The organism is Rhodococcus shunpengi (assembly GCF_048381395.1).
Taxonomy (GTDB): Bacteria; Actinomycetota; Actinomycetes; order Mycobacteriales; family Mycobacteriaceae; genus Rhodococcus.
Genome location: NZ_JBLWIU010000011.1, coordinates 57,337 through 80,504, shown reverse-complemented (window position 1 = coordinate 80,504; position 23,168 = coordinate 57,337). Strand labels below are relative to the sequence as shown.

Here is a 23,168-nt window from a genome sequence, read left to right as displayed (position 1 = left end):
CGACGCATGCCGAGCACGGCCGTCGGATCTCGCCGTGTGGAAAGCTGCAGTCATGTCCGGAACCACGTTGACCCGCGCGCAGGTCGCGTCGATGATCGACCACACCCTCCTCAAGCCCGAAGCGTCCTCGCAGGACGTGCGGGCCCTCGTCGACGAAGCCGTCGAACTCGGCGTGTACGCGGTGTGCGTGTCGCCGTCGATGCTGCCCCTGCGGGCCGAGGGGGTCACGGTCGCGACGGTCGTCGGTTTCCCTTCCGGCAAGCACCATTCGCTCATCAAGGGCGCCGAGGCGCGACTCGCCGTGGACGAGGGGGCGCGCGAGATCGACATGGTGATCGACGTGGGCGCAGCGGTGGCCGGCGACTACAACGCCGTCCTCGCCGACATCCTCACCGTGCGTGAAGCGATCGGTTTCGACCCCGTCCTCAAGGTCATCATCGAATCCGCCGTGCTCTCCGACGAGGCCATCGTCGAGGTGTGCCGCGCCGCGGAGAAGGCCGGTGCGAACTTCGTGAAGACCTCCACCGGTTTCCACCCCGCGGGTGGTGCCACGACCCACGCGGTCGCGCTCATGGCGGAGACGGTGGGCGGCAAGCTCGGCATCAAGGCGAGCGGCGGCATCCGCACCGCCGAGGACGCGGTCGCAATGATCGAGGCCGGAGCGACGCGCCTCGGACTGTCCGGCAGCCGCGCGGTGCTGGACGGGCTGCAGAGCTGACGACAGCTCTCGAGGGGCTGCAGAGCTGACGACAGCTCTCGAGGGTCTCTCTTCGGTTACGACAGGAGGCCGCAGCTGCCCTCCTGCTGTTGCTGCTGCTGTCCCTGCGGGGCCTCCGGCAACACGAAGCGGCCCCCCTCGAGGCGGAGGTCGATGCCGCTGTCGGTGACGTTCACCTCGGTGGCCTGCATACCCAGCGGGTACTGCTGCAGACCCGAGGTCAGGATCTCCACGACGCCGTCGACGAGGGCCGTCGGGAGCCCGATGCCGAGGATCGTCGCGTCGGTCGTCTCGACCGTCACCACACCGCCGTTCACCACCGGTCGCGCAGTGAACTCCGCGAGGCCCTGGCCGCCGACGGTGAACGTCAGGGTGCCCGCGTTCTCGTCGGCCGTGACATCGGTGACGAGGCCACCGACCGACTGGCTCTGCACGGTCGCGAGGATCCCGGAGGTGGGCCACGAGACGTCGGCACTCGAGCTGCCGATGGTGCCGGCACCCTCGGCGGAGTCGCGCAGGTCGACGTCCTTGACCTCGGCGTGCACCTGCATCTGCTGGGCCGGACCGAAGGCGGTGTCGTCGCTGTCGAGGGCGACCGAGGGAACCTGTCGGTCGAGCAGCTGGAGCAGCACCGGCTTCCAGCTCAGGTCGACGTCGACTCCCGTGCCGAGCTCGCTCTCGAAGGACTGGGCGAGGCAGGTCGTCGCGCGGTTGCGGACGTAGACCTCCGCGCCCACCAGGACTGCGACCAGCGCCGCGACGAGAACGACGGCGATCGTGACGGTGCGGTTGCGCTTCCGTTGCGTCATGGTCGCCGATTCTTCCGGACGACGCTGAGGATCGACTGAGCACACGGCCACAGGATGAGGAAAATATGTGAGGTGTACCACATTCGTCGGCTACGCTGGGCGCCATGACAGGGTGGACGGATTCAGGTTACGACGCAACCGGGCGGGCCGATGCCGACGACTCGCTGCGGCGCCTCGCCGCCACGCAAGCCGGGTTCTTCACCGCACGCCAGGCCGTCGGTCACGGGATAGCAGCTCACGACTTCGCGGAACGCATCGAGGCGGGACTGTGGATCCGCGTCGAGACCGAACTGTTCCGCCTCAGCGACAGCCCACGGACGAAGTTCGACGAATTCGCCCAGTGGTGCACCTGGTACGAGGGGGAGGCGGTCGTCTCGCACCAGAGCGCCGCCGACCTGCACGGCATGGGCCACCTGCAGCCGCGCTTCCTGCACCTGTCCACCCCCGACCAGCGCACCGTGCCGAGCAACCGGCTCGCGCTGCATCACCGGACGCTGGCGGAGGAGGACTGCGAGGTCGTCGGGGCCTTCCGGATCACCACACCCGCCCGTACCGCGGTCGACCTCGCGGCCGGTGGCGTGTCCCAGGAAGTGCTCGACGAACTCGTCGGCGACGCGATCGCGCTCGGCCGGGTCGACTCCGACCGGCTGCACGCCGCGGTGGCGAACCAGCCGGCCGCCGTGGCCGACCGGATCGAGCTGGCACTCCTCGCCGCGGGCTGAACGACCGGGACGAGCTCGGGTGGACGGTCTCAGACCGCCACGAGCTCGGACACGACAGGTGCACCGGCGGGTGCGACCGCGTCCCAGGGCACCGTCAGTACACAGTCGCGCAGACGACGGCGGGGCTGGGACACCGGGAAGCCCTGATCCCGCAGCAACTCGAGCGTCGCCTTCCATCGGATCCGCGGCCCGAACGCCGCGTGCGGAGCGCTCGTCGCCCACGCCCGGTCGGCCGCGCGGAGCAGCGCGTGGATCGGCTCGCCCGGGACGTTCCGGTGGATCAGCGCCTTCGGCAGCCGTTCGGCGACGTCGGACGGTCTCTCCACGTGGAACGGGCTCCACGCCAGGGTCAGCGAACGGGGACCGTGCTCGTCGAGGAGCACCCAGGCGCAGCGCCGGCCCAGCTCGTCGCACGTGCCGTCGATGAGCAGGCCGCCGGGAGCGAGGCCGGAACGCAGGTGCGCCCACGCCGGTTCGACCGCCTCCTCCGGATACTGCCGGAGCACGTTGAAGGCCCGGACCAGGGTCGGGCGCAGGCCCGCGAGCTCGAAGCCGCCCCGGGCGAACTCGACACCGTCGCGGCCCGGGACCACACGGTCCGGATCGATCTCGAGACCGACCACGCGCAGATCGCTGCGGACCCGACGCAGGCGCGCGGCGAGTTCGAGGGTCGTCACCGGCATGGCGCCGTAACCCAGATCGACCACCAGCGGGTCGGTGGCGTGCGTCAACGCCCTCGTGATGTGGGGGTCGTGCATCGCCCAGCGGTCGCTGCGGCGCAGCCTGTTGATGCCGGTGGTGCCGCGCGTGACGACACCGACGGGTCCTCGATTCCGCACGCGCTACCGACCGGCGAGCCAGTCGGCGGTGATGGCCGCTTCGGTGCGGAACACGTCGACGAGATTGGTGAGGATGAGTTCTTCGAGCTTGCCGCCGACGAACGGGATGTGCACCTTGGCCTCGGAGGTGGTGCGGAGCGTGGCGCCGTGGTCGTCGGCGAAGAGCTCCATCGTGCCCGTGAGGCTGCCCGGACCGCCGGGGATCGACGCCTGGTAGGTGCCGGTCGCGCCGTCGGTGAACGGCCCGTAGTTCTCCTTGCGCGTGATGACCATGTCCTTCTTGATCACCGTGCGGGCGATCTCCGGCAGGTCGGAACGCGGCAGGACGTGGTGCAACACCAGCGCGATGCCCGATCCGGAGACCGTGAACTCGCGGACGTGGTTCTCCGAGTACTTGCGCATCTCGGTCATCCGCGCTTCCCAGTGGGCGGGGTCGGCGAGAGCCTCGTACACCCGCTCCGGTGGATGAGGGAAGCGGGCGGAGTAGTCGATACGCCGTGCCACGACCGGCCAGGTTACCGCGCCGGGCGGCCTGCCCGGAAATCGCGACCGTCCACGGGGGAGCCCCGCGGGGGTGCGATCAGGCCGAGTGAGCCCCGTTCAACCACTGTTCGGTGAAGGTGCGCTCCGCGTCGAAGAGCTCGACGAGCTGCTCGACGATCATCCCCTCGATCTTGGAACCGAGGAACGGGATCTTCACCTCGACGGTGCCCTCGATGACGACGGACGAGCCCGCTCCGTCGGTGATGAGTGTCATCCCGCCGGTGACCTCGCCGGGCATACCGTCGACGTGGGCCGAGAACCTGCCCTCGGCGCGACCGTCGGCGAACGCGCCCCACGATTCGTGACGCCGGATGACGAGATCGCCCGGGCGGAGGCTCGTGACCATGCTCGGCAGGTGCTCGGCCGGGATGGCCTGGTGGAGGTCGAGTTCGATCGTGCCGTCGCCGGTGTCGGCGCGTTCGACCGCCGCGCCCGGGCCCCCGACCTCACGCAGCCGGGTCTGCCAGTACTGCGGATCGACGAACGCCGCGTGGACCGCAGCAGGCGGGGACGAGTAGTTCGCAGTGTGGTCGATAGGGCTGCCCATACGGGGCACGCTACCGTTTGCTGGTGCTTGATCCACGTACCAGGGCCCGGCTCGTCGAAACGGGAGCCACGGTGTCCGAGCAGGTGTCGCTGTCGGAATTCACGACCCTCCGGCTCGGCGGCCCTGCCCGGTATCTCGTCGAATGCACGTCCACCGCGTCGTTGATCGAGGTCGTGCGCCTGCTCGACGAGCAGGAAGTGCCGCTGCTGCTCCTCGCGGGCGGCTCCAACCTCGTCATCGGCGACGAGGGTTTCGACGGCGTCGTGGTGCGTGTCGCGACCACCGGTGTCGACCTCCGCGACGACCACGTCCGGGTGGACGCGGGAGCCGGGTGGGACGCCGTCGTCGCGGCCACCGTGGAGGCCGGCCTCGGCGGACTCGAATGCCTGTCGGGCATCCCGGGCTCCGCGGGAGCGACGCCGGTGCAGAACGTCGGGGCGTACGGCGTCGAGGTGGGCTCGATCCTGCGCCGCGTCCGCCTGCTCGACCGCGCAACCGGACAGGACTCGTGGGTCGGCCCCGAGGCACTCGGTCTCGGCTACCGGACCAGCATCCTCAAGCACACCGACGCGGCGGTCGTCCTCGAGGTGGAACTGGACGTGCGGAGCGACGGTTCGTCCGCGCCCCTCGCATACCGGGAGCTCGCGGTCGCGCTGGGCGCGGAGGAGGGCGAACGCCGGCCGGCGGCGCAGGTCCGCGAGCACGTGCTCGCGCTCCGCCGCAGCAAAGGCATGGTGCTCGACGCCGACGACCACGACACGTGGAGCGCCGGATCGTTCTTCACGAACCCCGTCGTCCCCGACGACCGGTTGCCGCAGGTGCTCGCGGCCATCGCGGCGAAGGTGGGGGAGGACGTGCGCATCCCGCAGTTCCCTGCGGACGGTGGCACCAAGCTGTCGGCCGGATGGCTCATCGAGCGGGCCGGTTTCGCGAAGGGTTTCCCCGCCGCCGACGCACCGGCACGGTTGTCGACGAAGCACACGCTGGCGCTCACCAACAGGGGAGCGGCATCGGCCGCGGATCTCGTGGCGCTGGCGCGGACGGTGCGCGACGGCGTCGAGGACGCCTTCGGGGTGCGGCTGCATCCCGAACCCGTCACCGTGAACTGCGTGATCTGACGGACGGCCCGGCCCGTCACCAGCGGTTGCGGACCTCCTCCGCGAAGCCGAGCAGGTTCTCGATCTCGAGCCGGGTGCCGTCGTCGAGCACGACGCTGCCGGTGAACCGTCCGAAGACCTGGTGCTGCGTGGACCGCACGAGCAGGGCGTTCACGTCGGCCGCGCGGTCGAGAATCGGTTCGAACTCCATCTCGAACCGCTCGTCGTTGCTGGTGAACCGCCACGGGGCCCCGTCGTAGGTGCCGCGGGGCAGATGGAAGTGCACGCGGTCGAGCTTGTGCGCCACACCGTCGTGGAAGAGCATGTTCTCGCTCGCCGCGGTGGTGTCGCCGAAGCCGTGGCCGATGTTGAACCCGAATCGCACACCCTCGTGGATCCCCGAGGCCGACCCCCAGTACCAGGTGTTGTCGTAGGTCCACACCCCTCGACCCCAGTCGAACACCCCGAAGGCGGTGGCGGGATCGAAGACCAGCTCCCGCCCATCCACGGTGACCGTGCCCTGCGCGGGCAGGCAGTTGATCTTCTGGTTGTAGTAGAAGGCCTTCGGTGCGCGGGGAAAGGGTGTCGCGATCACCATCCGATCGTCGGACGGCTGTGTGAGCACGAGTTCTCCGGACAGTCCGCGCCCGCCGCCGAAACGGGGATGGTCGACGACCAGCCGCCGGGCCGTTCCTTCGTGGTGGTACTCGATGCGGAGTCCGCCGTGGTGGACGACGACATCGCCGCCGTCGGCGGTGCGCGGCAGGCGCATCCGGCCGAGCGGGAAGGGGACGAGGGCGTTCTCGGTGGTCTCGGAGCGACCCGCGAGGTCGAGCACGCTGACTCCGAGGAGCCCGACGTAACCGTTGTCGGCGACGGTCAGCGCGATCCCGAACGGTCCGTCCACGCTGTCGGCCAGGACGCAGTAGTAGTCCCACTCCTTGATGCGGAACCGTGACGCTGCGACCCGCTGCCGGTCGTAGGTGCGGACCTCGGAGGTGCTCCAGCCGGCCTCGGCGAGCCTCCCGTCGTCGTCGAGCAGCGGTCCGGGCGCGAGGCGTCGTTGGCGCATATCCCGTGACAGTACCGACGGTGGTGGGCGCGACCGCCTCGCCGCGCCCACCACCGCGGTCGGTCAGTCGGTGACGCGGTGGAACCGGCCGGCATTGGCCTGATCGCGCGGCTTGACGATGATCTGGTCGAGGTTGACATGCGACGGACGCGACGCGACGAAGCCGATGATGTCGGCGATGTCCTGGGCGACCAGCGGGGTGATGCCCTCGTACACCTTGTCGGCCCGATCCTTGTCGCCCTCGAAGCGCACCAGCGAGAACTCGGTCTCGACCGCGCCCGGCGCGATCTCGGTGAGACGGACCGGCCGGCCGAGCAGTTCGCCGCGCAGCGTGCGGTGCAGCACGGCCTGCGCGTGCTTGGCCGAGGTGTAACCGGCGCCGTTGTCGTAGGCCTCGAAGGCCGCGACCGAGGTGATGGTGACGATCAGGCCGTCGCCCGAGGCGATGAGCTTGGGGATGAGCGCCTTGGTGATGCGCATGGTGCCGATGACGTTGGTCTCCCACATCCAGCGCCAGTCGTCCTCGACGGCCTCGGCCACGGGCGCGAGGCCCTTGGCGCCACCGGCATTGTTGACCAGCACGTCGACCCGCGGCAGCACCGTGGTGAAGGCCTCGACCGAATCCTCGTCGGTGACGTCGAGCTCGAGCGCGGTACCGCCGATCTCGTCGGCGAGCTTCTGCAGGCGGTCGAGTCGGCGTGCGCCCACCACGACGTGGAAGCCCTGTGCGGCAAGCGTGCGGGCGGTCGCCTCGCCGATTCCGGAGGAAGCTCCGGTGACGACGGCGACGCGGGAATCGGGAGAGATGCTCATGGGGCAATCGTAGTGTCGGGCACCGGATGCCGCCGCACGTCCCGGCCTGCGAAGTCCTCTCCGTGCGGCTACCCTGCGGCGTATGACCACCATCCGCGGTCGATACAGTTCGGGCGAACAGACCCGGATCCGGCTCGTCGAAGCCGCCGAGCGGCTCTTCGCCCGCCGTGGATACGACGGGGTCACCCTCGCCGACATCCGCAAGGCCGCCGGACAGCACAACTCGTCGGTGGTCGGTTATTACTTCGGCACCAAGGAGGGGCTGCTCGAGGCGGTCTTCTCCCACCGGTTGCCCGCCCTGAACTCCCAACGGGAAGCGCTCCTCGCCGAGATGCTGCGGACGCGGGAGACCCTCTCGGTACGCGACCTGCTGTGGGTGATCATCCGCCCACTGGCCGGCACGCTCGGCCGCAACAACCACTACGTCGCCTTCCTCGACCGGCTGTCGAACCACGACCGATTCGCCGAGTGCTTCCGCGTCACCGGACCGACGGGAACCGAGAGCGGCCGCCGGTCCGACACCGCGCTACGGACCCTCCTCGGGCCGTTGCCCGACGACATCGCGGGGCAGCGTCTGCGGCTGGTCTACTCCGGCACCGTCGGTGCGCTGGCGCGGTGTCACCGTGCAGGCGAATCACCCACCACGGCAGAACTCGCCGCGCTCGTCGACGCGTGGGAGGCGTTGCTGCTCGCCCCGGTGTCGGCGGAGACCGCGCACGCACGCGGGGACGTGCAGGAAGGTTTCCCACCGGATCGGTGAGGATTGGACACGACGCGGTTCGGGCGATAGTTTGATCGACATGTCAGTCGGCCACACCTCCGCACCGCGGGTCACCTATGTGACCGCCGCGCTGGGATCACGGCTGCCTCTGGCGCGCGAACTCTGTTGTCGCTGCTGCGGAAAGTAACTCCGCACCGATCCCGCCCTCGTCGTGCGGGTCCGTCTCCGATCGTGTTCTCCACGTCGGGTCTCGGTGCGTCGATCGTCTCCCGCCCGTTCTCCGGTCATCACGTCCGGATCAGCAGCCAAGGATCAGCGCCGTGTCGGTTCCCACTCTCTCGCCGTCCGTTTCCCTTCCCTCGCGGTCGTCCGCGCCTCGTCGCGCCACCGGTTCCGCCGTCCGTGGATCCACGCGTGCGACGGTCGTCCGTCCCCGCACCTCCCGTGTGTCGAGCCCGGTCAGGATCGTTCCGCCGGACCTGCGTATCGCCGACGGCACCGGGGCGTCGGTCTTCCGTGTCGCCGCCAATCGCGGCCCCGTCTCGCGCGACGTGATCGCGAAGGTCACCGGGACGAGCATCGCCACCGTCAATCGCCAGGTATCGGCCCTGCTCTCGGCAGGTCTGCTGCGTGAGCGCGCCGACCTGACCGAACCCGGCGCCGTCGGCCGGCCGCGTGTTCCCGTCGAGGTCGACCACGAGCGGTACCTGACGGTCGGCATCCACATCGGTGCGGTCACCACCGGTATCGTCGCCAGTGACCTGCGCGGTCGCATCATCGGCGCCGTCGAGGTCCCCACGCCCACCGGCGACCAGGACGCCGCGCTCGCGTCGATCACCGCGAGCGCCAAGGCCTTCGCCGGACGGTGGCACCGCCGCACCCCGTTGTGGGTCGGCGTCGCACTCGGCGGGCGGGTGGACTCGAACACCGCCGTCGTGACGCACCCGCGACTCGGCTGGGTCGACGCCCGTGTCGGCGCGATCGTCGGTGGCGGTATGGGGCTTCCGGTCTCGGTGGCCGCGCACGTCGAGGCGATGGCCGCCTCCGAGCTGCTCCTCACCCCCGATCGCGACGCCCCCGAGGCCAAGGGCACCGGCCTGTACTTCTACGTTCGGGAGACGGCCGGTGTGGCAATCACTTTCGACGGCAAGGTGCACACCCCTGCCGGCGGTCCGGGTTCGGTGACGCATTTCCCCACCGGTTCGTCGGCCCGGTGCTCGTGCGGTGGCACGGGTTGCCTCGAAGCGACGGTGAGCGATCGGGCGGTCGTGCAGCGCGTGGTGGCCGAGGGCATCCTCGCCGACGGCGACGACACCATTCAGTCGCTCTACCGCCTCGCGCGGGACGGTTCCGAGGCCGCTCACGGTCTGCTCGTCGAGCGGGCCACCGTGCTCGGCCGCACCGTCGGGATGCTGCGCGACCTGTTCAATCCCGACCGCGTGATTCTCGGCGGACAGGCCTTCACCGAGTACCCGGCCGCGGTTCCGCACGTCGCCCGCGCGTTCGCCGCGTCGACCACCCTGCCGCGCAAGGACATCCGCATCACCGGCTTCGGCAACCGGGTGCAGGCCCACGCTGCGGGTGTCGTCTCGCTCAGCTCGTTGTTCTCGGATCCGATCGCGGCGATGAAGCGCACCGAACTCTGAACGATCCCGTCGGATTCACACGCTCGGTGGGGCGTCCGTCGCATCCGCAGCGGCGCCCCGCCGGTCGAGTTCCGCCCGGGCCCGGTCCAGCCCGCCGTGTTCGAGTGCGGCCGAGTGTGATTCGTCGGCCCACACCAGTTTCCCGCGTTCGTGGACCGTCACGGTCATGCGACCGCCGAGATGCTCGATCGAACCGGCGACGTTCCGTCGTTCCGCGGGTAGGGGGACCGGCAGGACGTGCGCCGCTCCGAGGGGTGAGCTTCCCGAGATCTCCACGCTCCAACGGGCATTGCGACCGCACAGGTGCCAGCTCTCGTCGGTGACCGTCGCCCGGACCGGGGATGTGACGGGATTGCCCAGCCGCACGATGCGCCCGTCCGGTAGTGCGACGACGACCGCCGTGACCTCCGTGCGCAGTGGACCCGAATGCACCTGCCCGCCGGCGAACGCCACACACGCCTGCGGGTCGGCGAATCCCTGTGCCTGACCCCACCACCACGACTCGGGGAAACCGCCCTTGCCCCAGTTCTTCTCGCCGTAGACCTGGGCTCCGGTCAGATCCCACTTCTCGTCGCCGAGAATCGCGTGCCCTTCCACCCGGCCGCCGAGCAGCCAGGAATGCCAGTACTGGTTGAGGCCGGGGACGGAATGGAACACACTCGACGCGCCGAAGCGGCGTCGCGGCCAGGACCGCAGATCCGACAACCGGATGTCGAGACGGGCGTCGTCGCCGAGATCCATCCACACGCGTTCGCTGTCGCCGCAGAAGACGTCGCCGGCCGACGCGCCGAGCCGATCGGGATCGGCAGCGGCCACCGGATGCGCGGCGGTGCGCAGGAAACCTCCGGGATGGGCGGCCAGGCCGAGGGTCGCCCAGTGCGAGCCGGGCCCTCCCGAGTCGTCCGCACGGTTGACCCCGCACAGGGCGATGACGACGCGGCCGGTTCCGGGCTGGGTGAAGCGCCAGAAGTAACCCTCCATCGCGACGCCGTGCGCGGCGAGCGGATTCCCGAAGGGTAGATCCGCTCCCGACGCGCGGTAACGGGTCCACAGACTCCTCGGTGAGAGTTCCTTCGGTGAGAGCCGCCCGTGTCGTTCGTGCACCGCCATGCCCGCTCCGTTCCGTAGATCCGTCCTGTCCGTTCCCCGGATGTACCCAGCATGGCCGTTCCCGTCACGGAACGTGCGGAATCGGGCGGCGACGTCCGGAGGCCGGGAGGTACCTGCACCTCGCGTGGTCGGTCGGCCATAACGTTGACCGGACCGGATCGGACCGAAGAGAACGCGAGAAGTACGTGACAGGAGAGAAGGGCGGCTCGTACCGCGAGTTGTTCGCAGCGCCGGGTGCAGCCGCGTTCTGCCTGGCAGGATTCGTGGCGCGCCTGCCGATCGCGATGGTCGGGATCGGCATCGTCACGATGTTCTCCCAGCTCGAGGGGAACTACGCGGTCGGCGGCGCACTGTCCGCGGTGTTCGCGCTGTCGTACGCCGTGCTCACCCCGATCGTCTCCCGCGCGGTCGACCGGTACGGCCAGCGACGGGTCCTGCCCACGGCCGCGGCCGTCAGTGCGGTCGCCACCCTCGCGATGCTCGCCGGCGTCCGGTTCGAGGTGCCCACGATATGGCTGTTCGTCTGCGGGATCCCGGCAGGACTCATGCCCACGATCGGCGCGATGGTGCGGGCGCGGTGGACGCAGCTCTACGGCGGCACTCCACGACTGCGCACCGCCTTCGCGCTCGAAGCGGTGGTCGACGAGGTGTGCTTCATCGTCGGCCCCGTCCTGTCGGTGGGCCTGAGCGTGGCGGTCTTCCCCGAAGCCGGTCCGCTGCTCGGCGCGGTCCTGCTGCTCGTCGGGACCCTCGCCCTCGCGGCGCTGCGCAGCACGGAGCCTCCCGTGCAGCCGCACACCGACGACCGTGCGCGGGCGAACATCCTGCGCATGCCCGTCCTCCTGTCGATTGTCGTGGTGATGGTCGCGATGGGCGTGGTCTTCGGGGTGATCGATGTCGCGGCCGTCGCGTTCACGGCCGAACAGAACTCTCCGGGATCGGCCACCTTCGCGCTCGCACTGTTCGCGACGGGTTCGGCGATGAGCGGCCTGATCTTCGGTAGCCGGGCGGGATCGAGTGCTCCGACCCGCCAGTTGTTCGCCGCCACCGGCACTCTCGCCGTCCTGCTGTGCCCGTTGCTGCTCGCCGGTTCGGTGCCGATGCTCACGGTGCTGTACTTCGTTGCCGGATGCGCGATCTCGCCCATCATGATCGTGGCGACATCGCTGACGCAGCAGATCGTGCCGCCCGACCGGCTCACCGAGAGCATCACGTGGACGGTTGCGGGTCTCGGCGTCGGTGTCGCCGGGGGTTCGGCGCTGGTGGGACAGGTCATCGACCGGACCGACGCCGGCACCGGATATCTCGTGGCGGTCGCCGCGGGCATCCTCGCGGTCACCTGTGCCGGCGGGATCCATGTGCGGGCACGGTTAGAGTGACGCGCATGGCAGTTCGTGAAGTGGCCGGTATCGACGGCACCTCCCTCGTCTATCGCGCATTCGGCTCCGAGACGGCACCGGTTCTGGTGCTGCTCCACGGGTGGGCGCAGTCGTCGCGGTGCTGGGGCGACGGGGTTCTCGACGCGCTCGCCCGCGAGTTCCGGGTGGTCGCCGTCGACCTGCGCGGACACGGTTATTCGCAGGCTCCCGAGACCGGATACGCCGATCGCGGCCTGTGGGCCGGCGACCTCGCCGCGGTGCTCGCCGCCGAGAACGTCTCCGAGACGAACCCGGCGGTGCTGCTCGGCTGGTCGTACGGCGGCCTGGTGATCTGCGACTATCTCGCCGAACACGGCGCGGGAGCCGTCGCGGGCCTGGTCCTCGTGGGTGCCATCACGAGCATCGGCCGTGGCGAGAAGGGCGGACGCGTCGGTGCCTCGATGCGTGCCGCGATCCCCGCCGCGATGTCGGAGGACCCGAAGGAAGCGGTGCGCGCGCTCGGCTCCTTCGGGAACGCCCTCACCGGTCCCGTCGTCGAGGGCAGCGCTCTCCTCGAAGGCAAGGGCGCGGTGTCGCAGGCCTTGTTCGGTGCGAGCCTGTCCACCCCGCCGCGCGTCCGTGCGGCGCTGTTCGACCGGGCGGTCGGCAACGACGACCTGCTCGCCGGCCTGGACGTGCCGGTTCTCCTCCTGCACGGCGACGCCGACTCGGTCGTCGACGTCTCCGCGGCGCACCACGCGGCGTCGCTGTTGCGTCGCGCCACGACCTCGATCTGGGAGGGCGTCGACCACGGTCCGTTCGTCGAGGATCCCCACCGGTTCGTGTCGGAGGTCGGAGAGTTCGCTCGCGCCGCGACGGCGGAGGCGGCGACACGCGAAGATCGGCAGCAGGGCAGTATGGAGGGGTGACGTCCCAGCCCAGCCGCCCGCACCGCGTGGCCGTGATCTCGGTCCACACCTCGCCGCTGGCGCAGCCCGGAACCGGGGACGCAGGCGGTATGAACGTGTACGTCCTGCAGACCGCCGTCGAGCTCGCGCGTCGCGGCGTCGAAGTCGAGATCTTCACCCGCGCGACCTCGTCGGCCGATCCGGCCGTCCAGCAGGCCGCGCCCGGGGTGCTCGTCCGCAACATCGAGGCCGGTCCGTTCGAAGGACTCGACAAACACGACCTGCCGACGCAGCTGTGTGCCTTCGCCGCCGGCGTGCTGCGCGAGGAGGCACGGCACCCGCAGGGCTACTACGACCTGGTGCACTCGCACTACTGGTTGTCGGGGCAGGTCGGCTGGCTCGCCCGCGACCGCTGGGGTGTGCCGCTCGTGCACACCGCCCACACTCTCGCTGCGGTGAAGAACGCGTCGCTCGCCGAGGGCGACACCCCCGAACCCGCAGCGCGGCAGATCGGGGAACAGCAGGTCGTCGCGGAGTCCGACCGCCTGGTGGCCAACACCGCCGACGAAGCGGGGCAGCTCGAACGCATCTACGGTGCCGATCCCGCGAAGATCGACGTCGTCGCACCGGGCGCCGACCTGAACCGCTACCGGCCCGGCGACCGCGCGGCCGCCCGCGCCGAGCTCGGACTCGATCCGCGCGAGACCGTCGTGGCGTTCGTGGGCCGTATCCAGCCGCTCAAGGCCCCCGACGTACTGCTCGAGGCCGCTGCGCGGGCACTCGCCGACGACCCCGGTATGCCGCTGCGGGTGCTCGTGGTGGGAGGTCCCTCGGGAACGGGTCTCGAGCGCCCCGACGCGCTCATCGAACTCGCGTCCGCACTGGGTATCGCATCGCGGGTCACCTTCCTCCCGCCGCAGCCGCCGGACCGTCTCGTCCAGGTCTACCGGGCTGCGGATCTCGTTGCGGTGCCGAGCTATTCGGAGTCGTTCGGTCTCGTCGCGATCGAGGCGCAGGCCTGCGGCACGCCCGTGCTGGCCGCGAACGTCGGTGGTCTCGGCGTCGCCGTGCGCGACGGGGAGACCGGCGTGCTCGTCGACGGGCACCGCATCGACGACTGGGCGACGGCGTTGCGGTCGCTCGTCGGCGATTCGGATCGTCTCGCCCGATTCGCGGCGACCGCGCCCGTGCATGCGGAGTCCTTCTCGTGGGAACACACCGCGGAAGGACTGCTCGACAGTTACCGACGGGCCGGGATGCGTCGCAACCGCGCCTTCGGTACCGGCGAGCACTCGCTGCGACGGCAGCGTGGAGTGTGGAAGTTGCGACGGACGAGGGGAGTCACGGCATGAGCGACCGGCTCATCGAACTGATCGAATCGACGCTGCGCGATCGCGAGCTCGAGTTCTCCGTCAAGGAGGGCGGGCACTTCGTCGTCGAGCTCCCGGGCGAGAAGAAGCTGAAGACGACCACCCTGCTCAGCGTCGGACAGCACGGTGTGCGGGTCGAGGCGTTCGTGTGCCGCAAGCCGGACGAGAACTTCGAATCGGTATACCGCTACCTGTTGCGCCGCAACCGTCGCCTCTACGGCGTGGCGTACACGCTCGACAAGGTCGGCGACATCTATCTGGTGGGCCGCATCGCCGCGCACGCGGTGACCCCCGAGGAGATCGACGCGGTCCTCGGGCAGGTCCTCGAGGCGGCGGACCACGACTTCAACATCATCCTCGGTATCGGGTTCATCACGTCCATCAAGCGCGAATGGGAGTGGCGGGTCTCGCGCGGCGAACCGTTGCGCAATCTCGAGCCGTTCCGTCACCTCATCGAGGAGGAGACCGGCACGCCGTTCGAGCCCGATGTGGACGACGACGAACCCGAGGATCGGCGCGAAGCGAACGGGTGACGGCGTTGCCGGACACCGTTATCTCGCCGTGAACATGTCCGGTTGGAGAGGTCTGCACGGCCGTACGGTGTGACCATCCCCACAATCGAAATCCGCTGGAAACGTCCGGGAAACGGTGCGTTCCCGCGACGCGACCTGGGGTTTTGTCGATCGCCGGTCCGGTTTCTCGCACAGGCGTACCGGAAAATCGACCCGTGACCTCGCCGTGATGAACCCTTACCGTCGATGTAGGCCCGATACCGACGGGCGTTACACACCGGCCCCGCAGCCGCTCGTTCCACCCCCGCGGGATTGTCGGATCCACAACCTGCCGAGGGGTGGAGCGAGAGAGCGACCGGGCGTGCGCCAGCACCGCACCGTGTTGCCGGCACCGACCGTCCAGCCCACATGTGGCGGACCCATTGCGTCGGGGGCCTCGCAAGCAGCCGGAAAGGATTCATCCACATGGCAAAGTTCACGATCAAGCGCGCCCTGGGCACCCTCGCTGCCTCCACTGCACTCGTTGCGACCCCGTTCGCTCTGGGTGCCGGTACCGCCAACGCCGCATCCGGTAACTGGGATGCCGTCGCGCAGTGCGAGAGCGGTGGAAACTGGGCGATCAACACCGGTAACGGCTACTACGGCGGTCTGCAGTTCTCGCAGAGCACCTGGGAGGCCTACGGTGGCTCGGGAACCGCGAACAACGCCTCCCGCGAGGAGCAGATCCGCGTCGCCGAGAACGTCCTCGCCGGACAGGGCGTCGGTGCATGGCCGGTCTGCGGTCAGTACCTCTGACCGCAGCGCCCTCGGGCGTAGCGAGCGCAGCTCACACGACATCGTGAGTGCAGCTCCAGCAGCTTCCGAACCCCGCGTGCGATCCGTCGCACGCGGGGTTCGTGCTCTCCGGCAGGCGAATCGCGCCGGGAACGGTATCCTCGCAATCCTCACACAGCGGGTGTGATGGGCTTCACAGCCGCTGCGGTAGTGTGAACTCGACCGAAAGTCGGCACGGCGTGCCGGCAGAGTGCTCGGAGGATGAGTAATGAGTTTCCGCAGTCCCTTTCCCGACGTCGACATCCCGGCATCGAGTGTCTACGACTTCCTGTTCGGTTCGCTCGACGAGTCCGAGCTCGATCGACCCGCGCTGATCGACGGCGCGTCCGGCACCGTGACGGACTACCGCACGCTCGTGGCCCACATCGACGCCGTCGCCGGAGCGCTGGCCGCCCGGGGCATCGGTGTGGGGAAGGTCGTCGGGCTGCTCGCACCCAACGTGCCGGCCTTCGCCTCGGTCTTCCACGGCATCCTCAGGTCCGGCGCCACCGCGACCACGATCAACGCCCTCTACACGGCCGGGGAGATCTCGAAGCAGCTCGACGACTCGGGGGCCGTCGCACTGTTCACGGTGTCCCCGTTCCTGCCGCAGGCGAAGGAGGCCGCCGAGGCCGCCGGGATCCCCGATGAGCTGCTCTTCGTGCTCGACGGCGCCGAGGGCCATCCGTCCCTGCGCGACGTACTCACCGAGGGTTCACCGGCTCCCGCCGTCGAGTTCGATCCGGCCACCCACCTTGCGGTACTGCCGTACTCCTCGGGCACGACCGGCCGGCCCAAGGGCGTGATGCTCACGCACCGCAACCTCGTCGCGAACGTCTGTCAGATCACCCCGCGGATGGGTATCGCCGCCGACGACCGCGTGCTCGCACTGCTGCCGTTCTTCCACATCTACGGCATGACGGTGCTGCTGAACGCCGCGCTGTACAACCGCGCGTCGCTGGTGACGATGCCGAAGTTCGACCTCGTCGACTTCCTCACCTACATCTCGGAACACAAGTGCACGTACGTGTTCATCGCGCCGCCGGTCGCGGTCGCGCTCGCCAAGCACCCCCTCGTCGACCAGTACGACCTGTCGAGCGTGCACACGGTCTTCTCCGGTGCCGCACCGCTCGACAAGGAACTCGCCGGATCGGTCGCGAAGCGCTTGGGCTGCAACGTCCGGCAGGGCTACGGCATGTCGGAGATGTCGCCCGTGTCGCATGCAATTCCCTTCGAGGACAACGAGACCGAACTCGATTCGGTGGGTCCGACGATCGCGAACATGGAATGCAAGATCGTCGATCCCGCGACCGGCGAGGAAGTCGAATATCCCACCGGCGACGGTGTTTCGGCGCCCGGCGAACTGTGGTGCAAGGGGCCGAACGTCATGGTCGGTTATCTCGGCAATCCCGAGGCCACGGCCGACACCCTCGACGAGGACGGCTTCCTCCACACCGGCGACATCGCCACGGTCGACGGGAAGGGTGCCGTCCGGATCGTCGACAGGCTCAAGGAACTCATCAAGTACAAGGGTTACCAGGTGCCGCCGGCCGAGCTCGAGGCTCTGCTGCTCACGCACCCGCAGATCGCCGACGCCGCGGTGATCGGCGTCCGTGACGACGAGGGCGAGGAGGTCCCGAAGGCCTTCGTCGTCCGGCAGCCGGATTCGACGATCGACGAGGACGAGGTCATCGAGTTCGTGGCCGCGCGGGTCGCGCCGCACAAGAAGGTCCGCCAGGTCGAGTTCATCGACACGGTGCCGAAATCCTCTGCGGGCAAGATCCTTCGGAAGGATCTGCGTGCCCTGAACGCCTGAGACTCGCGGAGGTCGTGGTTCCGGTGCCGTCGCATCGGAGCCGCGCCCTTCGCCGTACCGTCAGGCCAGCATGTGCGGTTGCCCTGCCCGGTACCGGTCGGCGTCGATGCGCCGCAACGGTTCCAGTTCGGGCGGTTCGTGCAGCTTGTACAGTGCCGGCGGTGCGGCGGGGGAGCCGGCCGTCTGCAGCAACGCACCCACCGCCGCCCGCGCCGATTCGTTCGCGCCCTCCATCGTGGCGAGGTCGATGTCGTTGCGGACGTAGTCGCCCGCGAGGAACAGGTTCGGGATCGCGGTGTGTGCCTCGGGCCGGTTCGCGAGCGACCCGGCGGTGTTGATGAGCAGCGGGGTGTCGTTGGTGATGCCGCCGGCTCCCCACTTCACGCCGGGATCGAGGAACCACGAGACGATGTCGTTCTCGTCGATCGCGCCCGTCCCGTCCTCGAGGCAGGCCGACATCTGCGCCCACACCTCGCGGGCGATCTCCTCGGGCGTGCACTGCTTGGCGGTTCTGCCGTAGAGGATGCCGGGGGTGTCCCAGTCGGAGATGTCCACCGACAGGCAGTCGTGCGCCGAACCGTCGCCGTACCGTCGGGCGAAGTCGCCGCGCCAGAACTGGGCCTGGCTGATCGACGTGAGCGCCCACGGCGAACCGAGATAGGCGACGTGGCCCGGCGTGATGGGGGTGGGCCGGCGCAGGAAGTACTGGATGCCGACCATCCAGTCGGTGACCAGAGCGTTCATCCGTTCGAGGCCGGGATCGACCGCGAGGATCTCGGGCGACCACAGCGAGACGGCGCGTTCGGCCGGCATGGCCGCGACGAACCAGTCGGCCTCGGCGCGGGCCCGGTTGCCCGACCCGTCGACGACCCGTGCACCGGTGATCCGTCCGCCGGAGATCTCCAGAGCCTCGGCCGCCCAGCCCATCTCGAACTTCACCCCGAGGTCGCGCAGGAGCTGCGCCCACGGATCGATCCACGCCTCGTTCGTCGGTGCCGACAGCAGGCGGTCGAGATGTCCGTACTGCGGCACGGTGCCCATCGCGTTCCACACGAAGGCCTGGCCCATGATGCCGATGGTGCGGGTCGAGACCGTCTGCGGCCGTGCCGCGACGAGCTGTCGCGTCAGTGCGGAGACGAGGATCTCGCGGTACCCCTTCGACTTGCCGTCGGCCTCGAGGGTCTGCGCCCACGTCTCGTGTTCCCACTGGTCGTTGCGACGTTCGAGACTGCTGGTGAGGAACATGACGAGTTTGCGCATGAAGACAGCGAGTTCGTGTGGCGGGATCGAACCGCCGAGGGAGAAGGCCGCCGTCAGGCTCTCCTGCAGACTCAGCGGGTCGTAGATGTCGAAGCGCAGCGGTGCGATGGAGGCCGGGGCGGTGAGGTCGGGCGCGCCGGGGATCGCCATCCGGAAGCCGTGTCCCGCAACGAGGTTGTCGAACACACCGTTCGGGTTTCCGGGGAACGGGATCCGTCGCATCGTGTCGGGGATGTGCTGGTAGAAGCCGGGGAAGAAGCGGAAGCCGTGTTCACCGGGCAGATCGAGGCGGCCGCCTGCCGCGGTGCCGGGGGAAGGGATGCTGCGCGCCTTGCCGCCGAGCGCGGTCGGCTCGAAGACGGTGACCTCGAAGCCGCGCTCGATCAACTCGTGTGCGGCGGCCAGTCCGGCCATCCCGCCGCCGAGGATCGCGACCCGGCGTCCCCCGGAGTGCACCGCCGGCGCGCGGCGGCTCGGCTGTGCGCTCGCCGTGGCCGGCAGGGCTGCGGCGGCCCCGAGGGCCCCGAGAGCGGTGAGGACGGTGCGGCGGGACATACGTCCGTCGGGCTGCGGACCCCCATATGACTGCCGACCCCCGTGTGACTGCCGACCCCCGTGTGACATCGAACCCCCGTGTGTGTCGGTGATGACGAACTGTCGTGCGCGGCGCCGACTCCCGTGTTCCTGGCAACACGCGTTGTCAGATATAGCCCACGAAGGGGGGCGCCCGTGGCGAAATCGCCATCCGTGCATGTCAGGATTGGGTCATGACTATCGGAACACTTGTTCTGCTCCGCCACGGCGAGAGCGAATGGAATGCGATGAACCTGTTCACCGGCTGGGTGGACGTGCATCTGACCGACAAGGGGATCGCCGAGGGCAAGCGGGCCGGTGCCCTCCTCGCCGAGCACAACGTGCTTCCCGACGTCTCCTACACCTCCCTGCTGCGCCGCGCGATCAGCACCGCCAACTTCGCGCTCGACGCCGCCGACCGGCACTGGATCCCCGTCATCCGCGACTGGCGTCTCAACGAGCGCCACTACGGCGCGCTCCAGGGCAAGAACAAGTCCGAGATCAAGGACGAGTTCGGCGAGGAGCAGTTCATGCTGTGGCGTCGCAGCTACGACACCCCGCCGCCGCCGATCGAGCCGGGTTCGAAGTACAGCCAGGACACCGATCCGCGCTACGCCGACGTCGACGAGGTCCCCCTGACGGAGTGCCTGAAGGACGTCGTCGCCCGCTTCATCCCGTACTGGGAGTCGACGATCTCCAAGGATCTGCTCGCGGGCAAGACGGTGCTGGTCACCGCGCACGGCAACTCGCTGCGCGCGCTCGTCAAGCATCTCGACGGGATCTCCGACGACGACATCGCCGGACTCAACATCCCGACGGGCATCCCGCTGCGCTACGACCTCGACGAGAACCTGCGCCCGCTGAACCCGGGTGGCACCTATCTCGACCCCGAGGCCGCAGCTGCCGGTGCGGCAGCGGTCGCGAACCAGGGCGCCAAGTAGCAGCTCCACGGAAGCGAGACCCGACCCCGTTGCCGTTCGGTGACGGGGTCGGTTCGTTCGTGCAGGTCCGTCGCGGAGTGGTCGGTTCTGGGCGAACAAAGGGTGAACAACACTCCAACACCCGAAAAATGGGGTGTGACGTGCGGGAAATGCCGTCGACCCGCTGTCCGGTGGGGTACCGGTGTCATTACGATTCGAAGTGTGAGTGTTACGCAGGCCGTGTTGCTGGCCGTGGTCGCAGCGGTCCTCGGCGGGATCGTCACCGTCGCCGTCGGGAGGCTGGTGCAGCGCCGGGCCCACGGTAGCGACGAAACCGACCTCACGATGTTCGACGTGCTCGACCGGGTCGTGCACGGGGCGTCGACCGGTATCGCGGTGGTCGACAAGTTCCACGACGTCGTCCTGTCGAACCCGCGCGCCGAGGAACTCGGCCTCGTCCGCAACCGGCAGATCGACGACCGGGCCTGGGTGGCCGCCTGCCAGGTGCTCGAGACGAGGAAGTCGATCGAACTCGACCTGGGCGCGAAGGCATTGCTCGGCCGCGAGCCCGTCGCGGTGCGCTGCACCGTCCGGCCGCTGCTCGACCAGGACCCGCGCTTCGTCGTGCTCTACGCCTTCGACGACTCCGAACACGTCCGCATGGAGGCCACCCGGCGCGATTTCGTGGCCAACATCAGCCACGAACTGAAGACCCCCGTCGGCGCGATGGCGTTGCTCGCGGAGGCGCTGCTCGAATCCGTCGACGATCCCGAGACCGTCCGTCACTTCGGCGAACGGGTCCAACGCGAGGCGACGCGCCTCGGCAACATGGTGACCGAACTGATCGCCCTCTCCAAGCTCCAGGGCGCCGAGAAACTGCCCGATCTCGAGGTCGTGGACGTCGACGCCGTCGTCGACGAGGCCCTCGACCGCACGCGCCTGACCGCCGAGAACGCCTCGATCACCATCAGCACCGACCGGCCGAGCGGCCTCGAGATCCTCGGCGACCGGACGCTGCTCGTCAGCGCCCTCACCAACCTCATCGAGAACGCGATCGCCTACTCGCCGGCCGGCTCACCGGTGACGATCAGCAGGTCGCTGCGCGACGGGAAGGTCGCGATGGCCGTCACCGACCGGGGGATCGGTATCGCCAAGGAGGACCAGGAACGGGTCTTCGAGCGCTTCTTCCGCGTCGACAAGGCCCGGTCGCGGGCCACCGGAGGCACCGGCCTCGGGCTGGCCATCGTCAAGCACGTCGCCGCGAACCATCACGGCGAGATCACCCTGTGGAGCAAGCCCGGTACCGGCTCCACCTTCACCCTCCTCGTCCCGGCCCACGTCGAGGACGCCGAGGACGACGAGAACCACACCGCCGACCGCACCGAGAAGGTGGTCGGATCGTGACGCAGACCCCACCCGGGCTCCCGGGCGGACGGATATCGAGAAACAGACGGAGGACCAGCTCGTGACGCGTGTGCTGATCGTCGAGGACGAGGAATCGTTGGCGGATCCGCTCGCCTTCCTGCTGCGGAAGGAGGGGTTCGAGACGACCATCGCCGGCGACGGCCCCTCGGCCCTCGCCGAGTTCGACCGGGAGGGCGCCGACATCGTCCTGCTCGATCTGATGCTCCCCGGGATGAGCGGCACCGACGTGTGCAAGCAGTTGCGGACCCGCTCGGGTGTGCCGGTCATCATGGTCACCGCTCGCGACAGCGAGATCGACAAGGTCGTCGGGCTCGAACTCGGCGCCGACGACTACGTCACCAAGCCGTACTCGGCGCGCGAACTCATCGCCCGCATCCGCGCGGTCCTGCGACGCGGGGCCGACACCGAGAGCGAGGTAGCGGCGGACGACGGACTACTCGAGGCCGGGCCCGTGCGGATGGACGTCGACCGTCACGTCGTGCACGTCAACGGTGAGCCGGTTGCCATGCCGCTCAAGGAATTCGACCTGCTCGAATATCTCCTGCGGAACTCCGGGCGGGTGCTCACCCGCGGACAGCTCATCGACCGGGTGTGGGGCGCCGACTACGTCGGCGACACCAAGACCCTCGACGTCCACGTCAAGCGTCTGCGCTCGAAGATCGAGGAGGATCCTGCCAAGCCACGTCACCTCGTGACGGTGCGCGGCCTGGGTTACAAGCTCGAGGCCTGATCGGAACCGGCACCGGAGCCCGCCTGTGCTGCCGACGTCGCGGGATGGATCGCGATCAGCCCCAGCCCCTGGCGTCGCCGGCACAGGCGCGCGAGCTCGTCGTAGGCCGCCGCACCGAGGAGTTCGGTGAGCTCGGGGGCGTACGACTGCCAGACCGGACGCTCGCCGACGTGCGCGTCGGGAGAGCCGGAGCAGTACCAGTCGAGGTCGTGGCCACCCTCACCCCAGCCGCGCCGGTCGTACTCGGTGACGACCGTGCGCAGGATCTCGGTGCCGTCGGGACGCTCGACCCAGTCCTGGGTGCGCCGGATCGGGAGCTGCCAGCACACGTCGGGCTTCATCTCGAGCGGTTCGATGCCGCGTCGCAACGCCATGGTGTGGAGGGCGCAGCCCTGGCCGCCCTCGAATCCGGGACGGTTCAGGAAGATGCACGCACCCTTGTAGCGGCGGGTGCGCAGGGCGGGCTCGTCGTCGATCTCGTCCTCTTCGAGGTAGCCCTTCTTGCCCAGGCCCTTGTCCATGAACTGCCAATCGGCCGGCGTGAGGTGTTTCACTGCCTTCGCCAGCTTCTTGCGATCGTCGTCGTCGGACAGGAACGCACCGTGCGAGCAGCACCCGTCGTCGGGTCGCTCGGCGATGATGCCCTGGCACGCCGGAGTGCCGAACACGCAGGTCCACCGCGAGAGCAGCCATGTCATGTCTGCAGCGATGACGTGTTCGTCGTTGTCGGGGTCGGTGAACTCCACCCATTCCCGAGGAAAGTCGAGAGGGACTTCGGGGGCCGGGTCGAGTTTGTGTGGGGCATGGGACATACCTGCTGTCACAGGTCCCGACGGTAGACCCAGT

23 protein-coding genes are annotated in these 23,168 nt (G+C 69.2%); 14 read left to right on the top strand and 9 right to left on the bottom strand.

Going from position 1 to position 23,168, the window contains the following annotated elements:
- Positions 1–52 precede the first annotated feature (52 nt).
- Complete coding sequence (gene deoC / locus ACNJ7K_RS04630; RefSeq protein WP_019291175.1) at positions 53–718, top strand: deoxyribose-phosphate aldolase; 666 nt, start codon at positions 53–55, stop codon at positions 716–718.
- A gap of 56 nt (positions 719–774) precedes the next feature.
- Here the strand turns inward: deoC and ACNJ7K_RS04625 are convergent, their stop codons facing one another.
- Positions 775–1,527, bottom strand: coding sequence for an LmeA family phospholipid-binding protein (locus ACNJ7K_RS04625; RefSeq protein ID WP_120280082.1), 753 nt, complete (start codon positions 1,525–1,527; stop codon positions 775–777).
- 104 nt (positions 1,528–1,631) lie between these two features.
- Here ACNJ7K_RS04625 and ACNJ7K_RS04620 point away from each other — a divergent pair, with 104 nt between their 5' ends.
- Positions 1,632–2,249 carry a type IV toxin-antitoxin system AbiEi family antitoxin domain-containing protein gene (locus ACNJ7K_RS04620; protein ID WP_060650660.1) on the top strand — a complete coding sequence of 206 codons (618 nt, stop codon included), beginning with the start codon at positions 1,632–1,634 and terminating at the stop codon, positions 2,247–2,249.
- Positions 2,250–2,278: 29 nt separating this feature from the next.
- Here the strand turns inward: ACNJ7K_RS04620 and ACNJ7K_RS04615 are convergent, their stop codons facing one another.
- The 3 genes from ACNJ7K_RS04615 to ACNJ7K_RS04605 form a co-directional block, all read right to left on the bottom strand.
- Positions 2,279–3,088, bottom strand: coding sequence for a class I SAM-dependent methyltransferase (locus tag ACNJ7K_RS04615; protein WP_120280081.1), 810 nt, complete (start codon positions 3,086–3,088; stop codon positions 2,279–2,281).
- 3 nt (positions 3,089–3,091) lie between these two features.
- Positions 3,092–3,592: a DUF2505 domain-containing protein gene (locus ACNJ7K_RS04610; RefSeq protein ID WP_120280080.1), complete on the bottom strand. Its 501-nt coding sequence runs from the start codon at positions 3,590–3,592 to the stop codon at positions 3,092–3,094.
- 76 nt (positions 3,593–3,668) lie between these two features.
- The gene (locus ACNJ7K_RS04605; RefSeq protein ID WP_120280079.1) at positions 3,669–4,178 is read right to left on the bottom strand and encodes a DUF2505 domain-containing protein; all 510 of its coding nucleotides are present in this window, start codon (positions 4,176–4,178) and stop codon (positions 3,669–3,671) included.
- Positions 4,179–4,201: 23 nt separating this feature from the next.
- On the opposite strand from ACNJ7K_RS04605, the gene ACNJ7K_RS04600 reads away from it, so the two are divergent.
- A complete protein-coding gene (locus tag ACNJ7K_RS04600) occupies positions 4,202–5,296 on the top strand; it encodes a UDP-N-acetylmuramate dehydrogenase (RefSeq protein ID WP_120283586.1) in 1,095 nt (364 codons plus the stop codon).
- A 16-nt stretch (positions 5,297–5,312) separates the two neighbouring features.
- Here ACNJ7K_RS04600 and ACNJ7K_RS04595 read toward each other — a convergent pair whose 3' ends face one another.
- Both ACNJ7K_RS04595 and ACNJ7K_RS04590 read right to left on the bottom strand, forming a co-directional pair.
- Complete coding sequence (locus ACNJ7K_RS04595; protein WP_120280078.1) at positions 5,313–6,347, bottom strand: DUF2804 domain-containing protein; 1,035 nt, start codon at positions 6,345–6,347, stop codon at positions 5,313–5,315.
- A 63-nt stretch (positions 6,348–6,410) separates the two neighbouring features.
- A complete protein-coding gene (locus ACNJ7K_RS04590; protein WP_120280077.1) occupies positions 6,411–7,160 on the bottom strand; it encodes an SDR family NAD(P)-dependent oxidoreductase in 750 nt (249 codons plus the stop codon).
- 82 nt (positions 7,161–7,242) lie between these two features.
- Between ACNJ7K_RS04590 and ACNJ7K_RS04585 the strand changes: the two genes are divergently transcribed.
- Both ACNJ7K_RS04585 and ACNJ7K_RS04580 read left to right on the top strand, forming a co-directional pair.
- Positions 7,243–7,920: a TetR/AcrR family transcriptional regulator gene (locus ACNJ7K_RS04585; RefSeq protein WP_120280076.1), complete on the top strand. Its 678-nt coding sequence runs from the start codon at positions 7,243–7,245 to the stop codon at positions 7,918–7,920.
- A 281-nt stretch (positions 7,921–8,201) separates the two neighbouring features.
- Positions 8,202–9,527: an ROK family transcriptional regulator gene (locus ACNJ7K_RS04580; RefSeq protein ID WP_487041279.1), complete on the top strand. Its 1,326-nt coding sequence runs from the start codon at positions 8,202–8,204 to the stop codon at positions 9,525–9,527.
- A 15-nt stretch (positions 9,528–9,542) separates the two neighbouring features.
- Here the strand turns inward: ACNJ7K_RS04580 and ACNJ7K_RS04575 are convergent, their stop codons facing one another.
- Positions 9,543–10,637 (bottom strand): tocopherol cyclase family protein, encoded by a 1,095-nt coding sequence (locus tag ACNJ7K_RS04575; RefSeq protein ID WP_487041278.1) that lies wholly within the window; start codon positions 10,635–10,637, stop codon positions 9,543–9,545.
- Between the two features lie 185 nt (positions 10,638–10,822).
- Between ACNJ7K_RS04575 and ACNJ7K_RS04570 the strand changes: the two genes are divergently transcribed.
- The 6 genes from ACNJ7K_RS04570 (at position 10,823) to ACNJ7K_RS04545 (ending at position 17,414) form a co-directional block, all read left to right on the top strand.
- Positions 10,823–12,016, top strand: coding sequence for an MFS transporter (locus tag ACNJ7K_RS04570; RefSeq protein ID WP_487041277.1), 1,194 nt, complete (start codon positions 10,823–10,825; stop codon positions 12,014–12,016).
- A gap of 5 nt (positions 12,017–12,021) precedes the next feature.
- Entirely contained in the window at positions 12,022–12,924 is a 903-nt protein-coding gene (locus tag ACNJ7K_RS04565; protein ID WP_230791048.1) for an alpha/beta fold hydrolase, read from the top strand.
- Positions 12,921–14,255, top strand: a complete 1,335-nt coding sequence (mshA, locus tag ACNJ7K_RS04560; protein WP_060650672.1) for a D-inositol-3-phosphate glycosyltransferase — start codon at positions 12,921–12,923, stop codon at positions 14,253–14,255. Before ACNJ7K_RS04565 ends, mshA begins: the two co-directional genes overlap by 4 nt.
- Positions 14,252–14,806, top strand: a complete 555-nt coding sequence (locus ACNJ7K_RS04555; protein WP_006552361.1) for a type III secretion system chaperone family protein — start codon at positions 14,252–14,254, stop codon at positions 14,804–14,806. Before mshA ends, ACNJ7K_RS04555 begins: the two co-directional genes overlap by 4 nt.
- A 444-nt stretch (positions 14,807–15,250) precedes the next feature.
- A complete protein-coding gene (locus ACNJ7K_RS04550; RefSeq protein WP_006552360.1) occupies positions 15,251–15,580 on the top strand; it encodes a transglycosylase family protein in 330 nt (109 codons plus the stop codon).
- Between the two features lie 247 nt (positions 15,581–15,827).
- Positions 15,828–17,414, top strand: coding sequence for an AMP-binding protein (locus tag ACNJ7K_RS04545; protein ID WP_120280072.1), 1,587 nt, complete (start codon positions 15,828–15,830; stop codon positions 17,412–17,414).
- 60 nt (positions 17,415–17,474) lie between these two features.
- Here ACNJ7K_RS04545 and ACNJ7K_RS04540 read toward each other — a convergent pair whose 3' ends face one another.
- A complete protein-coding gene (locus ACNJ7K_RS04540; RefSeq protein ID WP_487041276.1) occupies positions 17,475–19,229 on the bottom strand; it encodes a hydroxysqualene dehydroxylase in 1,755 nt (584 codons plus the stop codon).
- A 212-nt stretch (positions 19,230–19,441) separates the two neighbouring features.
- On the opposite strand from ACNJ7K_RS04540, the gene ACNJ7K_RS04535 reads away from it, so the two are divergent.
- The 3 genes from ACNJ7K_RS04535 to ACNJ7K_RS04525 all read left to right on the top strand — a co-directional run bounded on the left by ACNJ7K_RS04535 (position 19,442) and on the right by ACNJ7K_RS04525 (position 22,322).
- A complete protein-coding gene (locus ACNJ7K_RS04535) occupies positions 19,442–20,188 on the top strand; it encodes a phosphoglyceromutase (RefSeq protein WP_060650675.1) in 747 nt (248 codons plus the stop codon).
- A gap of 201 nt (positions 20,189–20,389) precedes the next feature.
- Complete coding sequence (locus ACNJ7K_RS04530; protein ID WP_120280070.1) at positions 20,390–21,571, top strand: sensor histidine kinase; 1,182 nt, start codon at positions 20,390–20,392, stop codon at positions 21,569–21,571.
- A 61-nt stretch (positions 21,572–21,632) separates the two neighbouring features.
- A complete protein-coding gene (locus tag ACNJ7K_RS04525; RefSeq protein WP_006552355.1) occupies positions 21,633–22,322 on the top strand; it encodes a response regulator transcription factor in 690 nt (229 codons plus the stop codon).
- Here the strand turns inward: ACNJ7K_RS04525 and ACNJ7K_RS04520 are convergent.
- Positions 22,304–23,134, bottom strand: a complete 831-nt coding sequence (locus ACNJ7K_RS04520; protein ID WP_487041311.1) for a DUF3109 family protein — start codon at positions 23,132–23,134, stop codon at positions 22,304–22,306. The genes ACNJ7K_RS04525 and ACNJ7K_RS04520 overlap by 19 nt on opposite strands.
- Between the last annotated feature and the right edge of the window lie 34 nt (positions 23,135–23,168).

What these genes read in the sequence shown, in the direction of transcription:
- ACNJ7K_RS04625 (WP_120280082.1), bottom strand. Translation starts at nt 1,527, where the DNA reads ATGACGCAACGGAAGCGCAACCGCACCGTCACGATCGCCGTCGTTCTC.
- ACNJ7K_RS04575 (WP_487041278.1), bottom strand. Translation starts at nt 10,637, where the DNA reads ATGGCGGTGCACGAACGACACGGGCGGCTCTCACCGAAGGAACTCTCA.
- ACNJ7K_RS04565 (WP_230791048.1), top strand. Translation starts at nt 12,022, where the DNA reads ATGGCAGTTCGTGAAGTGGCCGGTATCGACGGCACCTCCCTCGTCTAT.
- ACNJ7K_RS04555 (WP_006552361.1), top strand. Translation starts at nt 14,252, where the DNA reads ATGAGCGACCGGCTCATCGAACTGATCGAATCGACGCTGCGCGATCGC.
- ACNJ7K_RS04590 (WP_120280077.1), bottom strand. Translation starts at nt 7,160, where the DNA reads ATGAGCATCTCTCCCGATTCCCGCGTCGCCGTCGTCACCGGAGCTTCC.
- ACNJ7K_RS04550 (WP_006552360.1), top strand. Translation starts at nt 15,251, where the DNA reads ATGGCAAAGTTCACGATCAAGCGCGCCCTGGGCACCCTCGCTGCCTCC.
- ACNJ7K_RS04585 (WP_120280076.1), top strand. Translation starts at nt 7,243, where the DNA reads ATGACCACCATCCGCGGTCGATACAGTTCGGGCGAACAGACCCGGATC.
- ACNJ7K_RS04540 (WP_487041276.1), bottom strand. Translation starts at nt 19,229, where the DNA reads ATGTCCCGCCGCACCGTCCTCACCGCTCTCGGGGCCCTCGGGGCCGCC.
- ACNJ7K_RS04605 (WP_120280079.1), bottom strand. Translation starts at nt 4,178, where the DNA reads ATGGGCAGCCCTATCGACCACACTGCGAACTACTCGTCCCCGCCTGCT.
- ACNJ7K_RS04520 (WP_487041311.1), bottom strand. Translation starts at nt 23,134, where the DNA reads ATGTCCCATGCCCCACACAAACTCGACCCGGCCCCCGAAGTCCCTCTC.
- deoC (WP_019291175.1), top strand. Translation starts at nt 53, where the DNA reads ATGTCCGGAACCACGTTGACCCGCGCGCAGGTCGCGTCGATGATCGAC.
- ACNJ7K_RS04595 (WP_120280078.1), bottom strand. Translation starts at nt 6,347, where the DNA reads ATGCGCCAACGACGCCTCGCGCCCGGACCGCTGCTCGACGACGACGGG.
- ACNJ7K_RS04545 (WP_120280072.1), top strand. Translation starts at nt 15,828, where the DNA reads ATGAGTTTCCGCAGTCCCTTTCCCGACGTCGACATCCCGGCATCGAGT.
- ACNJ7K_RS04535 (WP_060650675.1), top strand. Translation starts at nt 19,442, where the DNA reads ATGACTATCGGAACACTTGTTCTGCTCCGCCACGGCGAGAGCGAATGG.
- ACNJ7K_RS04620 (WP_060650660.1), top strand. Translation starts at nt 1,632, where the DNA reads ATGACAGGGTGGACGGATTCAGGTTACGACGCAACCGGGCGGGCCGAT.